Below are 17090 nucleotides of genomic sequence, written 5' to 3' on the forward strand. Positions count from 1 at the left end.
GCCCGAAAGGCAAGGGGCGCAGCCCCTGCCTTTCAGGGGCGCGGGGAACTGCGCGAGAAGCCCCACACACCCACACCCGCCGACGAACCCCCGCCCCCCACCCCCTAGGCGCCCCACCCCCCGACGGAGTCCTACGCGCCACCCACCGCCGTCAACAGAGCCAACGGCGCCGCCGCGGACCGCGACTCCCGCACGCACGCGTGCGGATACGGCACCGGCGCCGGATGCGTGTCCCTCCCGTACCCGGCCAGCACCTCCGGCAGCCGATGCCCCGCGGCCGTCGCCGCGTCCACCATGCCGGAGGCCACCGCCCGCGCCTCGTCGTGCAGCCCGTACCGCGCCAGCCCCAGCGTGATCAGCGCGTTGTCGTGCGGCCACACCGACCCCCGGTGGTACGACAGCGGGTGGTACGCCGGCTGCCCGGCGGCCAGCGTCCGCACGCCCCACCCGGAGAAGAAGTCCGGCTCCAGCAACCGCCGCCCCACCACCTTCCCGTACTCCTTGTCCAGCAGCCCCGACCACAGCAGATGCCCCGCGTCCGAGGCGAGCGCGTCGACCTGCCCGCCCTCCGCGTCCAGCGCCAGCGCGGGAAAACCGTGTCCGGGCATCCAGAAGTCCCGCTGGAACCGGTCGCGGAGATCACCCGCCGCCTGCTCCAGGAGCGCCGCGTACACCTCGTCCTCCCACACCGTGCGGGCCAGCACGGCGGTGCGGCGCAGCGCGTCGTACGCGTAGCCCTGCGCGCCCGCCGCCATCACCGGCCCGGCGGCGGGCCGGCTGCCGTCGGCGGAGCAGATCGCGCCGGGGGAGTCCTTCCAGTTCTGGTTGGCGAGGCCGCCCTGGTCGGCGCGGTAGACGAGGTAGCCGCGGGAGGTGAGGCCGCCGTGGTCGAGCATCCAGCCGATCGCCGCCCGCGCATGGGGTTCCAGACGCCGGGCCAGGGTGACGTCCCCGGTCTGCTCGACGTACGTGCCGAGCAGGACGAGGAAGAGCGGGGTCGCGTCCACCGAACCGTAGTAACGGCCGTACGGGACCTGCCCGAAGTGCGCCAGCTCACCGTGGCGCATCTCGTGCACGATCTTGCCGGGCTGGGCCACCGAGTCGACGCCGACCTCGGTCGCCTGGGCCGCGGCGAGCGCGAGCAGCGTGGCGGCGGCCGGCTCCGGCCGGTAGGGGAGCGCGAAGAGCGAGGTCAGCAGGGCGTCCCGGCCGAGCAGGGTGAGGAACCAGGGAGCCCCGGCGGCGGGCACCCGCAGGCTCTCGCCGTCCGGGCCGGTCGCCGGGACCTGGAGCGCGGCGAGATCGGCGAGGCCGCGCGCGCACGCGGCGGCCAGCTCCGGCCAGCCGGTGGGGAAGGCCACGCCCTCCACGAACTCGTCCTCCGCCGCACGCAGTTGTTCGTGCACGGCGGCCGGGGAACGCGGCACCCGCAGGGCCCGGCGGTCGCCGTGCGTGCGCGCCATCACCCGGCAGGTCAGCTCCGCCGAGCCGTGCGGCGCCACGTCCAGGGCCCAGACGAGCCGCCGTGCCCCCGTCCCGGTCTCCTCCACGCTGTCCGGCGCGGGCTCGGCCGTCACCGTCGTACAGGACCGCCACTCGCCGCGCCGATAGCTGAACTCCACCCCGTCGTCGAGGACTTCGCGCTTCCTGACGACGCCGCTCTTGGCGTACGTGCGGAAGTCGGAGCGCAGCTCGAACTGGTCGGTGAAGTCGGCGTCGACGGTGATCGCGATCCGGACCGTCGTCGGCACCGGCCGGTTGCTGGTGACGCGCAGGGTCTCCACGAACGCGCTGTCGGCGACGGCCTGTTCACGGAAGAGCGTGTACGCGGGCGGCTCCCGGCGGCCGCCCCGGGGCACGAGCACACAGCGGGCGACGTCGCCGTCCGTGACCGGTGTGAGCGTCTCGGGGACCGCGCCGTCGGCGGTCAGCTGCCACCGGCTCAGATGCCGGGCGTCCCGGACGAACAGTCCGTCCGGCGAACTGCCGCCCCGTACGCCGCTGATGTCGCCGCCGTCGCCCACGGCGGCGAACGTCCCGCCGCGCACGAGCAGGTGATGCCGGTCCGTCATCCCCGGTCCCCTCCCTGGTCACTCATGCCGAACTTGGCCTCGTTGGTCTCGTGGTGCCGTGCGTGGTGGCGCTCCCGGCCGTGGTGCCGCTCCCGGGCGCGCGGGTGACCGTGGTCGTCCTGGTGCAGCAGGTCGAGGGTGAGCGCGGCCGTCCAGCCGAAGCCGGCCGCCCCGCACGCCGCTCCGGTGAACGGGTCCACGTACTCGGCGAATCCGGACGCCACCGCCGTCTCCAGCAGCGCCGTCCGCAGCGCGTCGGCCCGCCGCCGCTCCCCGTGCAGCCGGAGCCCCCGCTCCAGCATCCAGTTGGTGTTGAACCAGGCGGGGCCGCGCCAGTAGCGGTGCGGATCGAAGGCCTCGCCGGTCAGGTCGTACGACGGTACGAGCAGGGTGGTGTCGCCGAGCCCGAAGCGCGGGCCGTGCACGGTGCGGACGAGGGCGGCGGCGATGTCGCGGGGCAGCCCCGGCAGCAGCAGGGGGACCAGACCGGAGACACCGCGCTCGGGGAGGAGGGTGCCGGTGGTGACGTCCCGGCAGAGGAACATGCCCTCCGCCGGGTCCCACAGCCGTTCCACCAGGGCCCCCGTCAGCCGTTCGGCGCGCTCGTGCCGGGCCGTCCCCGGCGCGCCCAACTCCTTCGCCACCTGGGCGAGGGCGTGCTCGGAGGCGATCAGCAGCGCGTTGAACGCCGGGTCCTCGACGGCGAACTCCGCCTGCCCGGCGCCGCGCCTTCCGCCGACCTCCCGGCTTCCGCCGCCCACCCGGTCCCGGTACCCGGCGTCCCGGTAGTCCGCCGCCAGCCGCACGTACCGCCCGTAGTCCAGATCCGTCGGCCGGTCCTCGGCCGCCCCGTGGTCCAGGTCGGCACGCCGGAAGGAGCGCGCCGGGGCCGGGGTGATCCGGGCGAGGGGCGCGTCCCAGGCGGGGCTGTTGTCCATGCCCTGCTCCCAGGGGTGGACGACCGAGGCCAGTCCGCCCCCGCCCAGGTCGCGGCGGTCCAGCAGATAGCGGTGCCAGGCGGCCAGCCCCGGATAGACCCGGGCCAGGAAGCCGCGCGCCCGGGACAGCTCCGGGTCGGCCCGGTGCACCAGCCACGCCGCCAGCGCGTGCACCGGCGGCTGCACGATGCCCGAGGTCTCGGTGGTGCGCGGGGCGCCGGCGGCGCGTCCCGCGGTCGAGGAGCGCCAGAAGTCGGGGCTCGGGAAGTACGCGTCCAGCGGCACCGAGGGGTTGAAGACGATGTGCGGGATCCGCCCGTCGCCCCACTGCGCGGCGAGCAGCGTCTCCAGCTCGGTCTGCGCCCGCAGCGGCGACAGGTGCCGCAGACCGATCGCGACGAACGCCGAGTCCCACGACCACTGGTGGGGATACAGCGTGCGCGACGGCACGGTGGACCGGCCCGTCCAGTTGGCCGCCAGCACCTCGGCCGCCGCGCGGTGCGGCGAACCGGCCGGATCGTATACGTCGTCCCTGGCTCGGGCTCTCGTGTCGGGTCGACGGGCGGTGAGCTGGGTTGTGCGGTCCACGCGGGGCTCCCTGAGGAGAAGGTGCCGACCGGTTCGGCGGTAGCTACCGTAGGGTTACGTCTACTTAACACGCAAAACTCAATATGTAATGCAGAGTTGGTGAACGCAAGAGGGTGAGCGGGAACGGATTCTTCTGAGGCCGCGACAATGGCGGCACCGAGGACGACATGAGCGGAAGGGCCGTGAAGGTGGGCAGTCACGCCGGTGCAGGAGATCTGCTGGAGCTGGTCCGCAGCGGCCGGGCCACCACCCGCGGCGCGCTCCAGCAGGCCACGGGCCTCTCCCGGGCGACCGTCGGACAGCGCCTGGACCGGCTCTTCCGCGCGGGCTGGCTCCGCGAGGGCGCCGGCGGCCCCGTCGACTCGCCGCTGGGCGGCCGCCCCTCCATCACCCTGGAGTTCGACGACGAGCACGCGGTCGTCCTCGCCGCCGACCTCGACACCCGCCACGCCCGCGCCGCCGTCCTCTCCCTCGCCGGCGAGATCCAGGCCGAGCACGCCGGCATCCTGGTCATCGAGGAGGGCCCCGACGCCGTGCTGGACGAACTCGGGCGCTGGTTCGCCGAGTTGCTGGAGAAGGCGGGCCGCCCGGCCGACGCGGTCTGCGGGATCGGCCTCGCGGTCCCCGGTCCGGTCGACTCCGACACCGGCCGCGTCGTCCAGCCGCCGATCATGCCCGGCTGGGACGGCTACGACATAAGAGGCCGCCTGGCCCGCGCCTTCACCGACCACGCGTCCGGGCCCGCCGGGACACCGGTCCTCGTCGACAACGACGCCAACCTCATGGCGTACGGCGAACAGCGCGCGGGATACGCCGGCTGCACGGCGTTCGCGCTGGTCAAGGTCTCCACGGGCATCGGCGCCGGGGTCGTGGTCGGCGGCTCGATATACCGGGGGACCGACGGCGGCGCCGGCGACATCGGCCACATCCGGGTGCCGCAGGGCGCGGAGGCGCTGTGCAAGTGCGGCTCGTACGGCTGTCTGGCGGCGGTCGCGAGCGGCGGCGCCGTGGCCCGGCGGCTGGCGGAGGCCGGGGTTCCGGCGGCCTCCGGCTCGGATGTGCGGGATCTGCTGGTCGCCGGCCACCCGGGGGCGACGGCGCTCGCGCGGGAGGCGGGCCGGGTCGTCGGGGACGTCCTGGCGACGGTCGTGACCCTGCTGAACCCGGGCGTCCTGATGGTCGCCGGCGATTTGGCCGGAACCGCCTTCCTCACGGGCGTCCGCGAGCTGCTCTACCAGCGCGCCCTGCCCCGCTCCACGGCCCATCTGGACGTCGTCGTCTCCCGGCTGGGGGAGCGCGCGGGCCTGGCCGGGGCGGGCGCGCTGGTCGTCGAGCACCTGTACGCACCGGAGCGGGCGGAGCAGCGCCTGCTGGAGCTGGGGGTGTGAGGGGACGCGCGGTGAGGGGATGCGAGGGGAGGGCGCGGTGAGGGGAGGGCGCGCGGGGGTGTGACGGGCGTGTTGCGGTCCCGAGGGGCGGTCCGCATGGTGAAATCCGAGCCTGCCGCACCGCGTGATTCTCGCCACCCCTGATAGCGGTTGCGCTCAGATGAGCGATTCGCGGGCGGCTCTGCGACTTCAAAGGGTGGCACTGGGTGCCACCCTTTGATCGTTCATCGAGCGAACTCAGGCGTGTCGATAGCCGCTCATGTGAGCGGAATGGGGGTCGGATGGGGGGTCGCCCCTTCAAGAGGTGAACACAGTCACGCCTTGTTCCTTGCCAAGCCTTGACTTTCGATCTCCTGGCGGACGGGTGGTTACAGGCGCATGACGCGCAAGTGGACGTACCCAGGTGCCTTCGATCTGGGTATGTTCCTCGCCGTCAGGGCAGCCACCGCGTCCTCAAGGAGTTGGGACCTGTGTCGGAAAACAAAGATCCCCACGTAGGCCACGTAGCTCAGAGCGTTGAGGGCGTGAAGTTTGTTTATGACTTCACCGAAGGCAACAAGGACCTCAAGGACCTCCTCGGCGGCAAGGGCGCGAACCTCGCCGAGATGACCAACCTCGGTCTCCCCGTGCCCCCCGGCTTCACCATCACCACCGAGGCCTGCAAGGTCTACCTCGACAGCGGCGACGAGCCCGCGGCACTCCGTGACGAGGTCACCGCGCACCTCGTGGCCCTCGAGGAGAAGATGGGCAAGAAGCTCGGCCAGGCCGACGACCCGCTCCTCGTCTCGGTCCGCTCGGGCGCCAAGTTCTCGATGCCCGGGATGATGGACACGGTCCTCAACATCGGGCTGTCGGACAAGTCGGTCCAGGGCCTGGCCAAGCAGGCCGGCGACGACCGCTTCGCGTGGGACTCCTACCGCCGCCTCATCCAGATGTTCGGCAAGACGGTGCTCGGCGTCGACGGCGACCTCTTCGAGGAGGCGCTGGAGGCGGCGAAGGCGGCCAAGAAGGTCACGGTCGACACGGAGCTGGAGGCGGCCGACCTCAAGAAGCTCGTCACCAAGTTCAAGAAGATCGTCAAGACCGAGGCCGGCCGGGACTTCCCGCAGGACCCGCGCGAGCAGATGGACCTCGCCATCCACGCGGTCTTCGACTCCTGGAACACCGACCGCGCCAAGCTCTACCGCCGCCAGGAGCGCATCCCCGGCGACCTCGGCACGGCGGTCAACGTCTGCTCGATGGTCTTCGGCAACCTCGGCCCCGACTCCGGCACCGGTGTCGCCTTCACCCGCGACCCCGCCTCCGGCCACCAGGGCGTCTACGGCGACTACCTCCAGAACGCCCAGGGCGAGGATGTCGTCGCGGGCATCCGCAACACCGTCCCCCTGGCCGAGCTGGAGTCGATCGACAAGAAGTCGTACGACCAGCTGATGCAGATCATGGAGACCCTGGAGAACCACTACAAGGATCTCTGCGACATCGAGTTCACCATCGAGCGCGGCCAGCTGTGGATGCTCCAGACACGGGTGGGCAAGCGCACGGCCGGCGCGGCCTTCCGTATCGCGACCCAGCTGGTCGACCAGGGCCTGATCGACGAGGCGGAGGCCCTCCAGCGGGTCACGGGCGCCCAGCTCGCCCAGCTGATGTTCCCCCGCTTCGACGACGAGGCGAAGGTCGCCCAGGTCGGCCGGGGCATCGCGGCCTCCCCGGGCGCGGCGGTCGGCAAGGCGGTCTTCGACTCGTACACGGCCGTGAAGTGGTCGCGCTCGGGCGAGAAGGTCATCCTGGTCCGCCGCGAGACCAACCCCGACGACCTCGACGGCATGATCGCGGCCGAGGGCATCCTGACCTCGCGCGGCGGCAAGACCTCCCACGCGGCCGTCGTCGCGCGCGGCATGGGCAAGACCTGTGTCTGCGGCGCGGAGGAGCTGGAGGTCGACACCAAGCGGCGCCGGATGACGGTCCCCGGCGGCCATGTGGTGGAGGAGGGCGACCTCATCTCCATCGACGGGTCGAGCGGCAAGGTCTACCTGGGCGAGGTCCCGGTGGTCCCCTCCCCGGTCGTGGAGTACTTCGAGGGCCGGATGCACGCGGGTGCCCAGGACGCCGACGAACTGGTCGAGGCGGTCCACCGCATCATGGCCTTCGCCGACCGCAAGCGCCGCCTGCGGGTACGGGCCAACGCCGACAACGCCGAGGACGCGCTGCGCGCCCGCCGCTTCGGCGCCCAGGGCATCGGCCTGTGCCGCACCGAGCACATGTTCCTCGGCGACCGTCGTGAGCTGGTGGAACGCCTGATCCTGGCCGACACGGAGGCGGAGCGCGAGGACTCCCTCAAGGCCCTGCTGCCGCTGCAGAAGCAGGACTTCGTGGAGCTGTTCTCCGCGATGGACGGCCTCCCGGTGACGGTCCGTCTCCTCGACCCGCCGCTGCATGAGTTCCTCCCCGACATCACGGAACTGTCGGTCCGGGTGGCCCTGGCGGAGTCCCGCCAGGAGCCCCACGAGAACGAGCTGCGCCTGCTCCAGGCCGTCCACCGCCTGCACGAGCAGAACCCGATGCTGGGTCTGCGCGGTGTACGTCTGGGCCTGGTCATCCCCGGCCTGTTCACCATGCAGGTCCGCGCGATCGCCGAGGCGGCGGCCGAGCGGAAGAACGCCAAGGGCGACCCGCGCGCCGAGATCATGATTCCGCTCGTCGGCACGGTCCAGGAGCTGGAGATCGTCCGCGAGGAGGCCGACGCGGTGATCGCGGAGGTCGAGGCGGCGACGGGGGTGTCGCTGAAGCTGTCGATCGGCACGATGATCGAACTGCCGCGCGCCGCCCTCACGGCCGGTCAGATCGCGGAGGCGGCGGAGTTCTTCTCCTTCGGCACGAACGACCTGACCCAGACGGTGTGGGGCTTCAGCCGCGACGACGTCGAGGCGTCTTTCTTCACGGCCTACCTGGAGAAGGGCATCTTCGGGGTCAGCCCGTTCGAGACGATCGACAAGGACGGCGTGGGCTCCCTGGTGAAGCTGGCGGCGGAGGCGGGCCGGGCGACCCGCCCCGACCTCAAGCTCGGCGTCTGCGGCGAGCACGGCGGTGACCCGGAGTCGGTCCACTTCTTCCACGAGGTCGGCCTCGACTACGTCTCCTGCTCGCCGTTCCGCATCCCCGTGGCCCGCCTGGAGGCGGGGCGCGCGGCGTCGCAGTCCACGGGGAGCGACCACCGGTAGCCTCCGGCGGTCACCCCGACCCCCAGCCCCGGAACCGCTGCTTGTCCCCGACCGACCCTCACCGATGGGCGGCGGTTCCGGTCCACGAAGAGAAGGCGGCACCCCGTGCGGGGGGTGCCGCCTTCTGCGTTTTGGCCGGTTGTGCTTCGTGTGCTTCAAGATCACCTGATTCGGTGGTGGTTGGGTGGATCGATCGTTTCTTTGTGAAGTTGGGGAGTTACAGTCCGTGATTCACGGTGGTGGTCGAGCTGCCGGTCGACACGGAGGTACGCATGAAGAGGGCGATGGTCGGGGTCGTGACTGCGGGGCTGTTTCTCGCGGGGGCGGGGGTTGCGCTGGCGGCGCCGAAGCAGCAGGGGAGCATCCCGACGCTCGATACGCGGGGCGTCAAATTCTTGGAGGGGCAGTACAAGTTCAACCCGCCGGGCGTCAACCACGGATCCTTCGAGTGGACCGGGAAGCTCAGGGACGACAACGCGCGCGACGGCCACAACGTGTACGTGCAGGTGAAGGTCGAGGGGCATGGCTGGGCCCGCTACTACGGAAAGCAGCGGAGGACGGTGGAGATGCGCCACTCCAACTGGAGCGGTTCTCAGAGCTATACGGACGACGCGGACGTCCGAGTGTGCCGTGACCGCGGTTCTCTGCGCCCGGACAACTGCTCGCCGACCGTGAGCTTCCACTACAACCGCGACTGAGCCTTCCCGCGCCCACAGCCCAGGCGATCCTGCCTGGGCTCCTGCACTTCCTAGGGGTATGAGATCAACACTTCAGAAGTACTGTCCGCCAAGGGGGTCGACCTGCTCTACGGGGAGACTCCCGCCGTCAGGGGCGCGGAGATCTCCCTGCGCAGGGGAGAGGTCGCGGCGATCACCGGGCAGAGTGGTTCGGGGAAGTCTTCCCTGTTGTACTGCCTGGCAGGAGTGTTGCCGGTGGCTCGGGGTGAGGTCCGCTTCGAGGGACGGCGCCTCGCGGAACTCGACGACGAGGAACTCAGCCAACTGCGCAGGGAGCGGTTCGGGTTCGTCTTCCAGTACGGCGAACTCCTCCCCGAGCTGACAGTGGAGGAGAACACCGCACTACCGCTCCGGCTCGCCGGACAGCGCAAGAAGGAGGCGCTCGCCACAGCTGGAGAGGTGCTCGGCCGCCTGGGTCTCGCGGACCTGCGGGAGCGGCGGCCCTCCCAGGTGTCCGGCGGGCAGAGTCAACGTGTGGCGGTGGCACGGGCGTTGGTGCACCGGCCGGCGGTGGTGTTCGCCGACGAGCCGACCGGGTCGCTCGACAGCTCCAACGCCACGGCCGTGCTGGAGGAGTTCCTTGCCCTCGCCCGGTCCCAGGGGACGGCTGTGGTACTGGTGACGCACGACTCCGAGGTCGCCTCCCGCGCGGACAGCCGATTCACGATGTGCGACGGGGTCCTCTCAGCCGAGGTGCGGGAGGTGTCGTGAAGGAACTCCTCTTGGGGCTTCGGCTGCTCCTGGGGGCCGGACGCGGGAGTCGGGTGCGCTTCCTCCTGATGGTCGCGGGCAGCGCGATCGGTGTGTGCTGTCTGGCTGTTGTCCTCGCCATCCCCGGGATCCTGGAAGCGCAGGACGGGCGCAAGGCGGCGCGTGAACCGGACTGCAAGCGGGAAGCCAGCGGGGTGAAGTGCGTTGTGACGGAGGGCGATCCGTTCGAGCTCACCCGCATGGTTCCCTACGGCTCAGAACCTCTCACCCGGGTCTTCGTGGCTCGGGGCACCAGGCGTCTCGAGCCTCCGCCGGGCCTGAGGGAACTCCCCGCCCCGGGCGAGGTGTTCGTATCCCCGCGGCTGCGCGAGGCGCTTCAGCGGGAACCCGCGCTGGCCCAGCTTCTACCGGGTGACGACAGCGGGACCATCAGTGCCCAGGGGTTGGCTCACCCCGACGAGCTGTATGCGTACGTGGGCGTCGGCCGGGAGGAACTCGAAGACGGTGGTGACCGTGTGACGACCTTCGGCAAGAGCTACGCCGACTTTCCCACCCTGGAATCCTCGACGCTCGACATCGTGCGTTTCACTCTCGCCGGCGTCGTGCTCCTCCCCCTGGCCGTGTTTCTCTCCGTGTGTGCCAGGCTCTCGGCGGCGGCGCGCGCCAGGCGACTGGCCGCTCTGCGATTGCTGGGCCTGAGCAGGAAGGGCACCCAGCGGGTCAACGCCGCCGAGACCGTCGCGGCCGCGTCGTTCGGTGCCGCGCTCGGACTGGGCGCCTACTCGATCACGAACCAGCTCGTCTCACGCATCGGGCTGCCCGGCTTCAAGTGGTACCCGAGCGACGGGGCGTTGTCGCTGTCCACGGTGTTGATCTGCGGCGTCGGCTGCCCGGCACTCGCGTGGTACGTCGGCCGAGCCAGTGCGCGTAACGCGGCGGCGAACCCGCTGGCCGTTCGGCGGAGTGCCGTGGAGAAGGCGCCCGGAAAGTGGGGGCTGCTTCCACTGCTCCCGGGCATGGGCATCGTGATCGGTTACTGCGTGGCCGGGTTGACGGACAACGCACCCCGGGACACGACACTCTCTTCGTTCCTCATGCCCCTTGCCGTCGTTCTGGTCGGCACCGGGCTCGTGATGATGCTTCCGGTCGTCTCACGTGCCCTCTCGCAGAGGGTGGCCCGCGCCACCCACTCGGTCTCCCTCGGTCTGGCCATGCGGCGCAACGAGGTGGAACCCGGGGGCGCGTTGCGGGTGGCCACGGGTCTGGTGATGTTGGTCTTCGCCGCTTCGCTGGTGCAGGGCGTGCTGATCGAACTGGACCAGGTCTCCAAGAACACGTCGCCGACCCAGACGTACAACATTTCGCTCGCGAGGACGACGGCAGACCGGCAGCGGGCTTGGGAGAAGGTCGAGGGCGTCCGGGGACACGCGGTCGTCATGCGATCGCGGTTGAGTTCCGAGTTCGGTCAGTTCGACCCGAGCCTGAATGTGGTGCTCGCCACGTGTGATCAGCTGCGGAAGCTGGTGAGGGGGGCCCACGGCTGTGTCGACGGCCGCCCGATGCGGCTGTGGGACCCGAATCAGGTCGCGTCCGAGCAGAGCAAGCCGGGAACTCGCTTCCCCTTCGATCTGCGACACGAAGGGCATCGGCGCGTGATGCACGTGAAGGTGCCGCGAGAAGTTCTGCGGTACACCGACGACCACGAACTCCCGGTCATCGACAGCGGTTCCGTCCTGCTCCCCCCATCCGCGATCCCCGCTGGTCACCGCCCGGACGACGCCACCCTCACCCTCATCAGCAGCTCAGCCCCCGAAACCGTCCGGGCCGTGCTCGACGGCATCGGGGGCGTGGACCCGACCACCGAGGTCGGTACGCCGGGGGTCGTCGTCACGTCTCTGCAGCAGATCACCGTGGTGAAGAGTCTGTTGGGTATCGGCATGGTGCTGGGGCTCGTCATCGGTGTCGCCGCATACCTCGTCGCCGCCACCGACCGTGCCGTCGAGCGGAAGCCCCAGGTCACCGCGCTGTCGCTGCTCGGGGCCCGGCCCCGTACGCTGCGGGCCGTCCAAGTCGCCCAGGTCGTCGTGCCGTTGGCCGTCGGCCTGGCCCTCGCCGTGGTGCTGGGCAAGCTCGCCGAGTCCAGCTACCTCGTGACCGGCGGCGGCGCCGTCTACTGGGACGGCGCCGGAATCCCCCTGCTGCTCGCCTGCGCCCTCGGCGCGGTCGCCGTCGCCGCCCTCGGCGCCCTGCCGCTCGTCGGCCGCCGTATCGACCCGGAGCTGATCCGGCGGGACTGAGCCACCGGAGGCGGAAGGAAGGGGAGTGGCAGGCGGCGCCGTCGGCAGAGGCGCCGCCTGCCGCTGTTCCCGCTCCGGCCCAGGCCACCGGAGCCGGTCGGTGCGAGCCGTATTTCCCGTGCCTCTCCCACCGACGTGTCGGTAGTGTCGCCGCCCGGCGGCCGAACCGCGGTCGCCGTGGTCGGGGAGTGATGAGTTCTGTGGGCGGGCAGCGCGAGACGACGACCCTGTGGCGGCCGACCGGCCCCGTGGAGCTGGGGCTGGTGCGGGAGGCGGGCTGGCGGGCCTGGCCTCCCCGGCTCCCCGAGCAGCCGATCTTCTACCCGGTGCTCGACGAGGAGTACGCGGTCAAGATCGCCCGCGACTGGAACGTGAAGCACGACGGGGCGGGGTACGTCACCCGGTTCGAGGTCGACACGGAGTTCCTGCGGCGCTACCCGGTGCGCCAGGCCGGCGGGAGGACGATCCTCGAACTCTGGTTGCCGGCGGAGGAGCTGGAGGAGTTCAATGCACACCTCGTGGGCGAGATCGAGGTCGTGCACGAGTTCCACTGAACGGCGGCGCGTCAACGGCGGGGCGGCGGGGCGGTCGCCCGTCCCGCCGCCCCGTCGACGGATCAGCTCCGCACGGCCGGCCTCCCCCGGGAGGGGCGTGGGATGGACACCGGCACGCTGTCCCGTTCGCCCTCGCCCGCGATCTCCCGGAGGACCCGTACGAGTTCGTCGTGGAGGGCGTCGCCGATCTCGTGTGCCTGGGGTGTGTCGACGTGCAGCATGTTGACGTGCAGGCCGGTGGCGGTGCGGTGGAACCAGTGGCTGATGCCGTTGCCGCGGGCGGCCCAGACATGCAACTTCGGCTTCCAGAGCGGGTGGTGGGTGCCGCCGGGGGTTCTGCGGAAGTCGATGTAGGAGAAGAAGTTCACCGGGTACGGCCAGTGGTGCAGCGCGAAGGTCTCCGGGGCGAGCAGCTCCCACGCCCGTACGAAGGGGATGTCGGTGTGCCGCTGTAGCTCGTCGTACGCCGCGCGGGCCCGCGCGATGGTGGTGGCGTGATCCGTGCCGCCCTCGCCCACCCGGAACTCGATCGGCATCGTGTTCACGAACCAGCCGACGGAGTGCTGCCACGGGTTCGGTGCCCCGCAGCCGGCCTCTCTGCCCTGACGTCCGCCCGCCACGCCCGCGCGTCCGTCCTCACCGCCCTTCCCCCCGTCCCCGCCCCGGCCCTCCCGGCCCTCCCGGCCCTCGTCCGTGCGTTCGCTGATGGGGAGCAGGCCCCGGTAGATCCCCGGCCCCCCGAAGCGGTGCTGGGCCGTCGCGGCGGCGGCCAGTACGGCGGTGAAGACGCTGCCGCCCGAGGCGCGGGCGCCCGCTGCCAGGGCCTCGGTGCGGTGCGGGTCCAGGAGGGGGAGGGCCCGGTTCACCAGGGGGTACAGGTCGCCCTCCGGTACGCCCAGGTCGAAGGGGAACCTGGGGAAGAAGCCGCCGTCGCCCCGGACGAAGTCCTTCCAGTGGCTCAGGCGGTCGTCGTCGGGGCGGAGCGCGGCGTAGCGGCGTCGCTGGTCGTCCCCGAAGGTCAAGTAGCTCGCGGCGGCGGGGAGTTCGGGGTCGCGCCCGGCGGAGAGGGCGGCGTAGGAGGTCTGGAGTTCGTTCACGACGACGGGCATGGACAGGCCGTCGCACACGATGTGGTCGAAGCAGAGGTAGACGGTCGCACTGTCGTCCCGGACCACCGCGCCCATGAGGAACAGCGGCCAGGAGAGCGTGTCGATGCTCTTGAAGGTCTTGTCGAGGTGGGTGTGCAGATCGTCGCCGCTGTGGAAGTGACCGACCTCCTCCGCCTCCAGGACGACGGCCTCGGGTGCCAGCGCCGTGCAGCTGAGATCACCGGCCAGACGCTGGAACCGGCTGCGGAGCACCTCGTGGCGCCGTACGAGGAGCAGGAGCGCCGCTTCGAGGGCCGCGGTGTCCGGCCGCCCCTCGATCTCGAAGGTGACCGTGATGGAGCTGGCGATCCCGTCGCTCGTGCTCCGCGTCGCCTCGGACGACGAGTGGTGCTTGTCCTGGTTGAACGAGGCGGACTTGAGCGAGGCGGATTTGCACGAGGCGGATTCGCGTTCGGACGACGTGTGCGCGGCCGATGAGGGTGAGGCCGTAGCGGACTCGGGCGGATCGGTGGGGGAATCCTGTCCGGCGTCGGGCGAGTGCTTTGTGTAGAGGGACCAGGAGACGACGGTCCCGGGCTCGATGGTGGCGTCGGAGAAGGGGATTTGCTGCACTCGGGGGCTTTCTGTTCATGACTTGTGGGGGGAAGTCGAGGGGGGATTGCTGGATGGAATGGAATCGCAGCAATGGAATTGATGGAAGGGGATTACTGGAAGGGGATGGTGGAAGGGGAATCTGGAATGGGTCGAGCGGTGGGTGGACGGGATCACATGACGTGCGCCAGCAGGGAATTCACCGCCGCGTCGACGCCGTCCTCGGCGCGGACCAGGCGGGCGATCTCGTTCGCGCGGTCTTCCATGCGGCGGTCCGTCACCGCCGTGGTGATCGCCTCCGCGAGCCCGGGCGCGGTGAGCGTGCGGGCGGTGAGGGGAGCGGGGGCGACGCCCAGTGCGTGCATACGGGCGGACCAGTGGGTCTGGTCACCCAGGTGCGGGCAGAGGATCTGGGGGCGGCCCGCGGCGAGGGCGGCTCCGACCGTCCCCCGGCCGCCGTGGTGGACGATCGCCGCCGTACGCGGGAAGAGCCAGTCGTGCGGGGCCTCGTCGATCACCAGGACGTTCGGCGACAGGGGTGCCGAGTTCCTGGCGGGCGCGCCGATGCCGCCCCAGCCGGTCGCGACGACGGCCCGTACGCCGGTGCGCCGGACCGCCTCGGTGACCAGGGCGTGGTTCCGGCGGGCCCGGGTGCCGGTCATGCTGCCGAAGCCGATGTAGACGGGGGGCGGGCCCGCGTCCAGGAACCGGCTCAGCACCCCGGGCGGCGTCCAGTCGGGGCGCGCGGGCAGGTACCAGAACCCCGTGGTGCGTACGGCGTCGCCCCACGCCGGGTCGACCGGCGTGATGTGCCGGCTGAACGGCTGGAGCACCGGGCGCCGTCGCCCCTCGGGGTCCCGCAGCCACCGCCGGGCACCGTGGCGGCGCGGCGCCAGCCCCAGTTCGCCCGTCCGCCAGCGTTCCACGGCACGGGACCGCTGGGCGGCCGCGACCAGGGCGTACGTGCTCCGGTTCAGGACGCGTGGCACCCGGGGGAGCGGCATCAGCGGGCAGGGGAACGCGTCGGTGGGGATCCAGCCCGGCTGGAGCGCCACGACGACGGCGGGCACGCCCAGTATGTCGGCGACGTGCTGGACGGGGAACGCCGCCGAATGCACCACCGCCGCCACGTCACCGTGGTCGTGCGCGACGGCCGCCACGTCCCGCAGCGGGGCGATCATCAGGTGCTTCAGCCGGGCGACGGTCCGCGCGGCCGCGATCTTGCCCCGCACCCCCAGGAGACCCTCGTCGATGATCCGGCGGGTCGCCGTCTCGTCGAGGATCCGGGTCGGGCCGGCGTCGATCGCGGCGAAATCGACGCCGTGCGCGGCCGCTTCGGACGCATATGCGGAAGGGGCCGCCAATAACGGCCGATGGCCGTGGCGACGCAGCGCCACGGCCAATGCGAGAAAGGGTTGTACATCCCCGCGAGTACCGCATGCCGCGAGAAGAACCTTGCGCGGACGGGCGCCGACTCCGAGGCTCTGCGGCCCCGATTCATTGGGCATGACCACGCGCTGAACCTAGCAGACGGAAAATCGAACAAGTCTGGGGTGGTAATGAGTTCGATATTTTCCGCGTATTCCCTTTACGCGGATCGGAAAGGGCCCGTCACCTCGTACGTGATCCCGCCCGACGAACTGCCGCTGGTCCCGCGCTGGCTGGAGAAGTAGAGACGGCGGCCGTCGGGGGAGAAGGCGGGGCCGGTGATCTCGGAGGCGGACTGGCCCTCGACGCGCAGGAAGGGGGCGATCGTGTCGTCCGGGGTGATGAGGCAGATCTCCATGGTGCCGCCGTCCTCGGCGACATAGAGGTCGCCCGAGGAGGTGCCCGTGACGTTGTCGACACCGGTGAGCGGTGCCGTTCCACCGGTGACCAGCGAGTCGTCGTAGGCGAGTTCGATGGTCTGCGCGGCCGCGTCGTACTGCCAGACGCGGTTGTCGCCCTTCGTCGTGAACCAGCAGGTGCCGTCGGCGTAGTGGCAGCCCTCGCCGCCGTTGAAGCGCTTGGCGCCGGACACCTGGTTGCGGGTGGCGGTGGCGCCGGTGGGGTCCGGGACCCGGGCCCAGGTCACCGGCCCGCTGGTGGCGGTGCCGGCCACCAGGACCTCCAGCGTGCCCGACGACAGGTCGCCCCAGGTCGTGGGCCGGAAGCGGTAGAAGCAGCCGTCGGTGACGTCCTCGGTCAGGTAGACGACGCCCCGGGTGGGGTCGGCGGCCGCCGCCTCGTGCTTGAACCGGCCCATCGCGTCCCGGCGGACCGCCGCCTTCGCGCCCCACGGGTCCGTCTCGTAGACGTAGCCCCGGTCCACCTCCTCGCAGGACAGCCAGGTGTTCCAGGGCGTCCGCCCGCCGGCGCAGTTCTGCCGGGTGCCGGACAGGATGCGGTACGCCGACGTCACCGCGCCCGTCGACGAGAACCGCACCGCGCTCGCGCCCCCGGACGGGTTGATCTCCGAGTTCGAGACATAGATCCACCCGGTGCCGTCCGCGTAACAGGCGCCGCCGTCGGGGGCGTTGTGCCAGGTGTACGACGTCCCGGGCACCGTCTGGCCGGAGCGGGCGATCACCCGGCTCGTGAAACCGCTCGGCAGCCGGATGCCGGCCGCGTCCGCCGAGCCCAGGGCCCCGTACGGGCCGGGACCGGGCTGGGCCGGCGCGGCGTACGCGGCGCCGCGCCACAGGGTGCCGCCGAAGACGGTCGATGTGCCGCCGAGCACGGCCGCGCGCAGGAGAGTACGACGTTCCACAGTCGCTCCAAGGGGTGCCTTGACCGGCCCGCCGCGCGGTCGGCGGCGGGGTCGCGCGCTGATGGAACTTAGGGGAGCGATATTGACGGGACATGGACAACTTATGTCGCCGGGGCGGAGAGGCCCCGACACGGTGCG

11 protein-coding genes are annotated in these 17090 nt (G+C 71.4%); 6 read left to right on the forward strand and 5 right to left on the reverse strand.

Going from position 1 to position 17090, the window contains the following annotated elements:
• Nucleotides 1–131 precede the first annotated feature (131 nt).
• Both ACZ52C_RS00300 and ACZ52C_RS00305 read right to left on the reverse strand, forming a co-directional pair.
• A complete protein-coding gene (locus tag ACZ52C_RS00300) occupies nucleotides 132–2072 on the reverse strand; it encodes an amylo-alpha-1,6-glucosidase (protein ID WP_469072669.1) in 1941 nt (646 codons plus the stop codon).
• Nucleotides 2069–3598, reverse strand: a complete 1530-nt coding sequence (locus ACZ52C_RS00305) for an MGH1-like glycoside hydrolase domain-containing protein (protein WP_469072670.1) — start codon at nucleotides 3596–3598, stop codon at nucleotides 2069–2071. Before ACZ52C_RS00305 ends, ACZ52C_RS00300 begins: the two co-directional genes overlap by 4 nt.
• Before the next feature lie 167 nt (nucleotides 3599–3765).
• Here ACZ52C_RS00305 and ACZ52C_RS00310 point away from each other — a divergent pair, with 167 nt between their 5' ends.
• The 6 genes from ACZ52C_RS00310 to ACZ52C_RS00335 all read left to right on the forward strand — a co-directional run bounded on the left by ACZ52C_RS00310 (nucleotide 3766) and on the right by ACZ52C_RS00335 (nucleotide 12503).
• A complete protein-coding gene (locus ACZ52C_RS00310) occupies nucleotides 3766–4986 on the forward strand; it encodes an ROK family transcriptional regulator (protein ID WP_469072671.1) in 1221 nt (406 codons plus the stop codon).
• 470 nt (nucleotides 4987–5456) lie between these two features.
• Nucleotides 5457–8204, forward strand: coding sequence for a pyruvate, phosphate dikinase (gene ppdK / locus ACZ52C_RS00315; RefSeq protein ID WP_469072672.1), 2748 nt, complete (start codon nucleotides 5457–5459; stop codon nucleotides 8202–8204).
• A gap of 236 nt (nucleotides 8205–8440) precedes the next feature.
• Nucleotides 8441–8902 (forward strand): hypothetical protein, encoded by a 462-nt coding sequence (locus ACZ52C_RS00320; RefSeq protein WP_469072673.1) that lies wholly within the window; start codon nucleotides 8441–8443, stop codon nucleotides 8900–8902.
• Between the two features lie 102 nt (nucleotides 8903–9004).
• Nucleotides 9005–9652 carry an ABC transporter ATP-binding protein gene (locus ACZ52C_RS00325; protein ID WP_225617348.1) on the forward strand — a complete coding sequence of 216 codons (648 nt, stop codon included), beginning with the start codon at nucleotides 9005–9007 and terminating at the stop codon, nucleotides 9650–9652.
• Nucleotides 9649–11949, forward strand: coding sequence for an ABC transporter permease (locus tag ACZ52C_RS00330; protein WP_469072674.1), 2301 nt, complete (start codon nucleotides 9649–9651; stop codon nucleotides 11947–11949). The genes ACZ52C_RS00325 and ACZ52C_RS00330 overlap by 4 nt, the downstream gene beginning before the upstream one ends.
• Before the next feature lie 191 nt (nucleotides 11950–12140).
• On the forward strand, nucleotides 12141–12503 hold the full coding sequence (locus ACZ52C_RS00335; RefSeq protein WP_469072675.1) for a hypothetical protein: 363 nt from the start codon (nucleotides 12141–12143) through the stop codon (nucleotides 12501–12503).
• Between the two features lie 62 nt (nucleotides 12504–12565).
• On the opposite strand, the gene ACZ52C_RS00340 is transcribed toward ACZ52C_RS00335, so the two are convergent.
• The 3 genes from ACZ52C_RS00340 to ACZ52C_RS00350 form a co-directional block, all read right to left on the reverse strand.
• Nucleotides 12566–14224 carry a condensation domain-containing protein gene (locus tag ACZ52C_RS00340; RefSeq protein WP_469072676.1) on the reverse strand — a complete coding sequence of 553 codons (1659 nt, stop codon included), beginning with the start codon at nucleotides 14222–14224 and terminating at the stop codon, nucleotides 12566–12568.
• Nucleotides 14225–14376: 152 nt separating this feature from the next.
• A complete protein-coding gene (locus ACZ52C_RS00345; RefSeq protein WP_469072677.1) occupies nucleotides 14377–15711 on the reverse strand; it encodes a glycosyltransferase in 1335 nt (444 codons plus the stop codon).
• A gap of 80 nt (nucleotides 15712–15791) precedes the next feature.
• Nucleotides 15792–16952 carry an alkaline phosphatase PhoX gene (locus tag ACZ52C_RS00350; protein ID WP_469072678.1) on the reverse strand — a complete coding sequence of 387 codons (1161 nt, stop codon included), beginning with the start codon at nucleotides 16950–16952 and terminating at the stop codon, nucleotides 15792–15794.
• Between the last annotated feature and the right edge of the window lie 138 nt (nucleotides 16953–17090).

This window comes from Streptomyces sp. NPDC034049, assembly GCF_055575575.1.

Excerpts from the sequence above, each read along its gene's own strand:
- ACZ52C_RS00345 (WP_469072677.1), bottom strand. The coding sequence starts at position 15,711 with ATGCCCAATGAATCGGGGCCGCAGAGCCTCGGAGTCGGCGCCCGTCCG.
- ACZ52C_RS00335 (WP_469072675.1), top strand. The coding sequence starts at position 12,141 with ATGAGTTCTGTGGGCGGGCAGCGCGAGACGACGACCCTGTGGCGGCCG.
- ACZ52C_RS00310 (WP_469072671.1), top strand. The coding sequence starts at position 3,766 with ATGAGCGGAAGGGCCGTGAAGGTGGGCAGTCACGCCGGTGCAGGAGAT.
- ACZ52C_RS00300 (WP_469072669.1), bottom strand. The coding sequence starts at position 2,072 with ATGACGGACCGGCATCACCTGCTCGTGCGCGGCGGGACGTTCGCCGCC.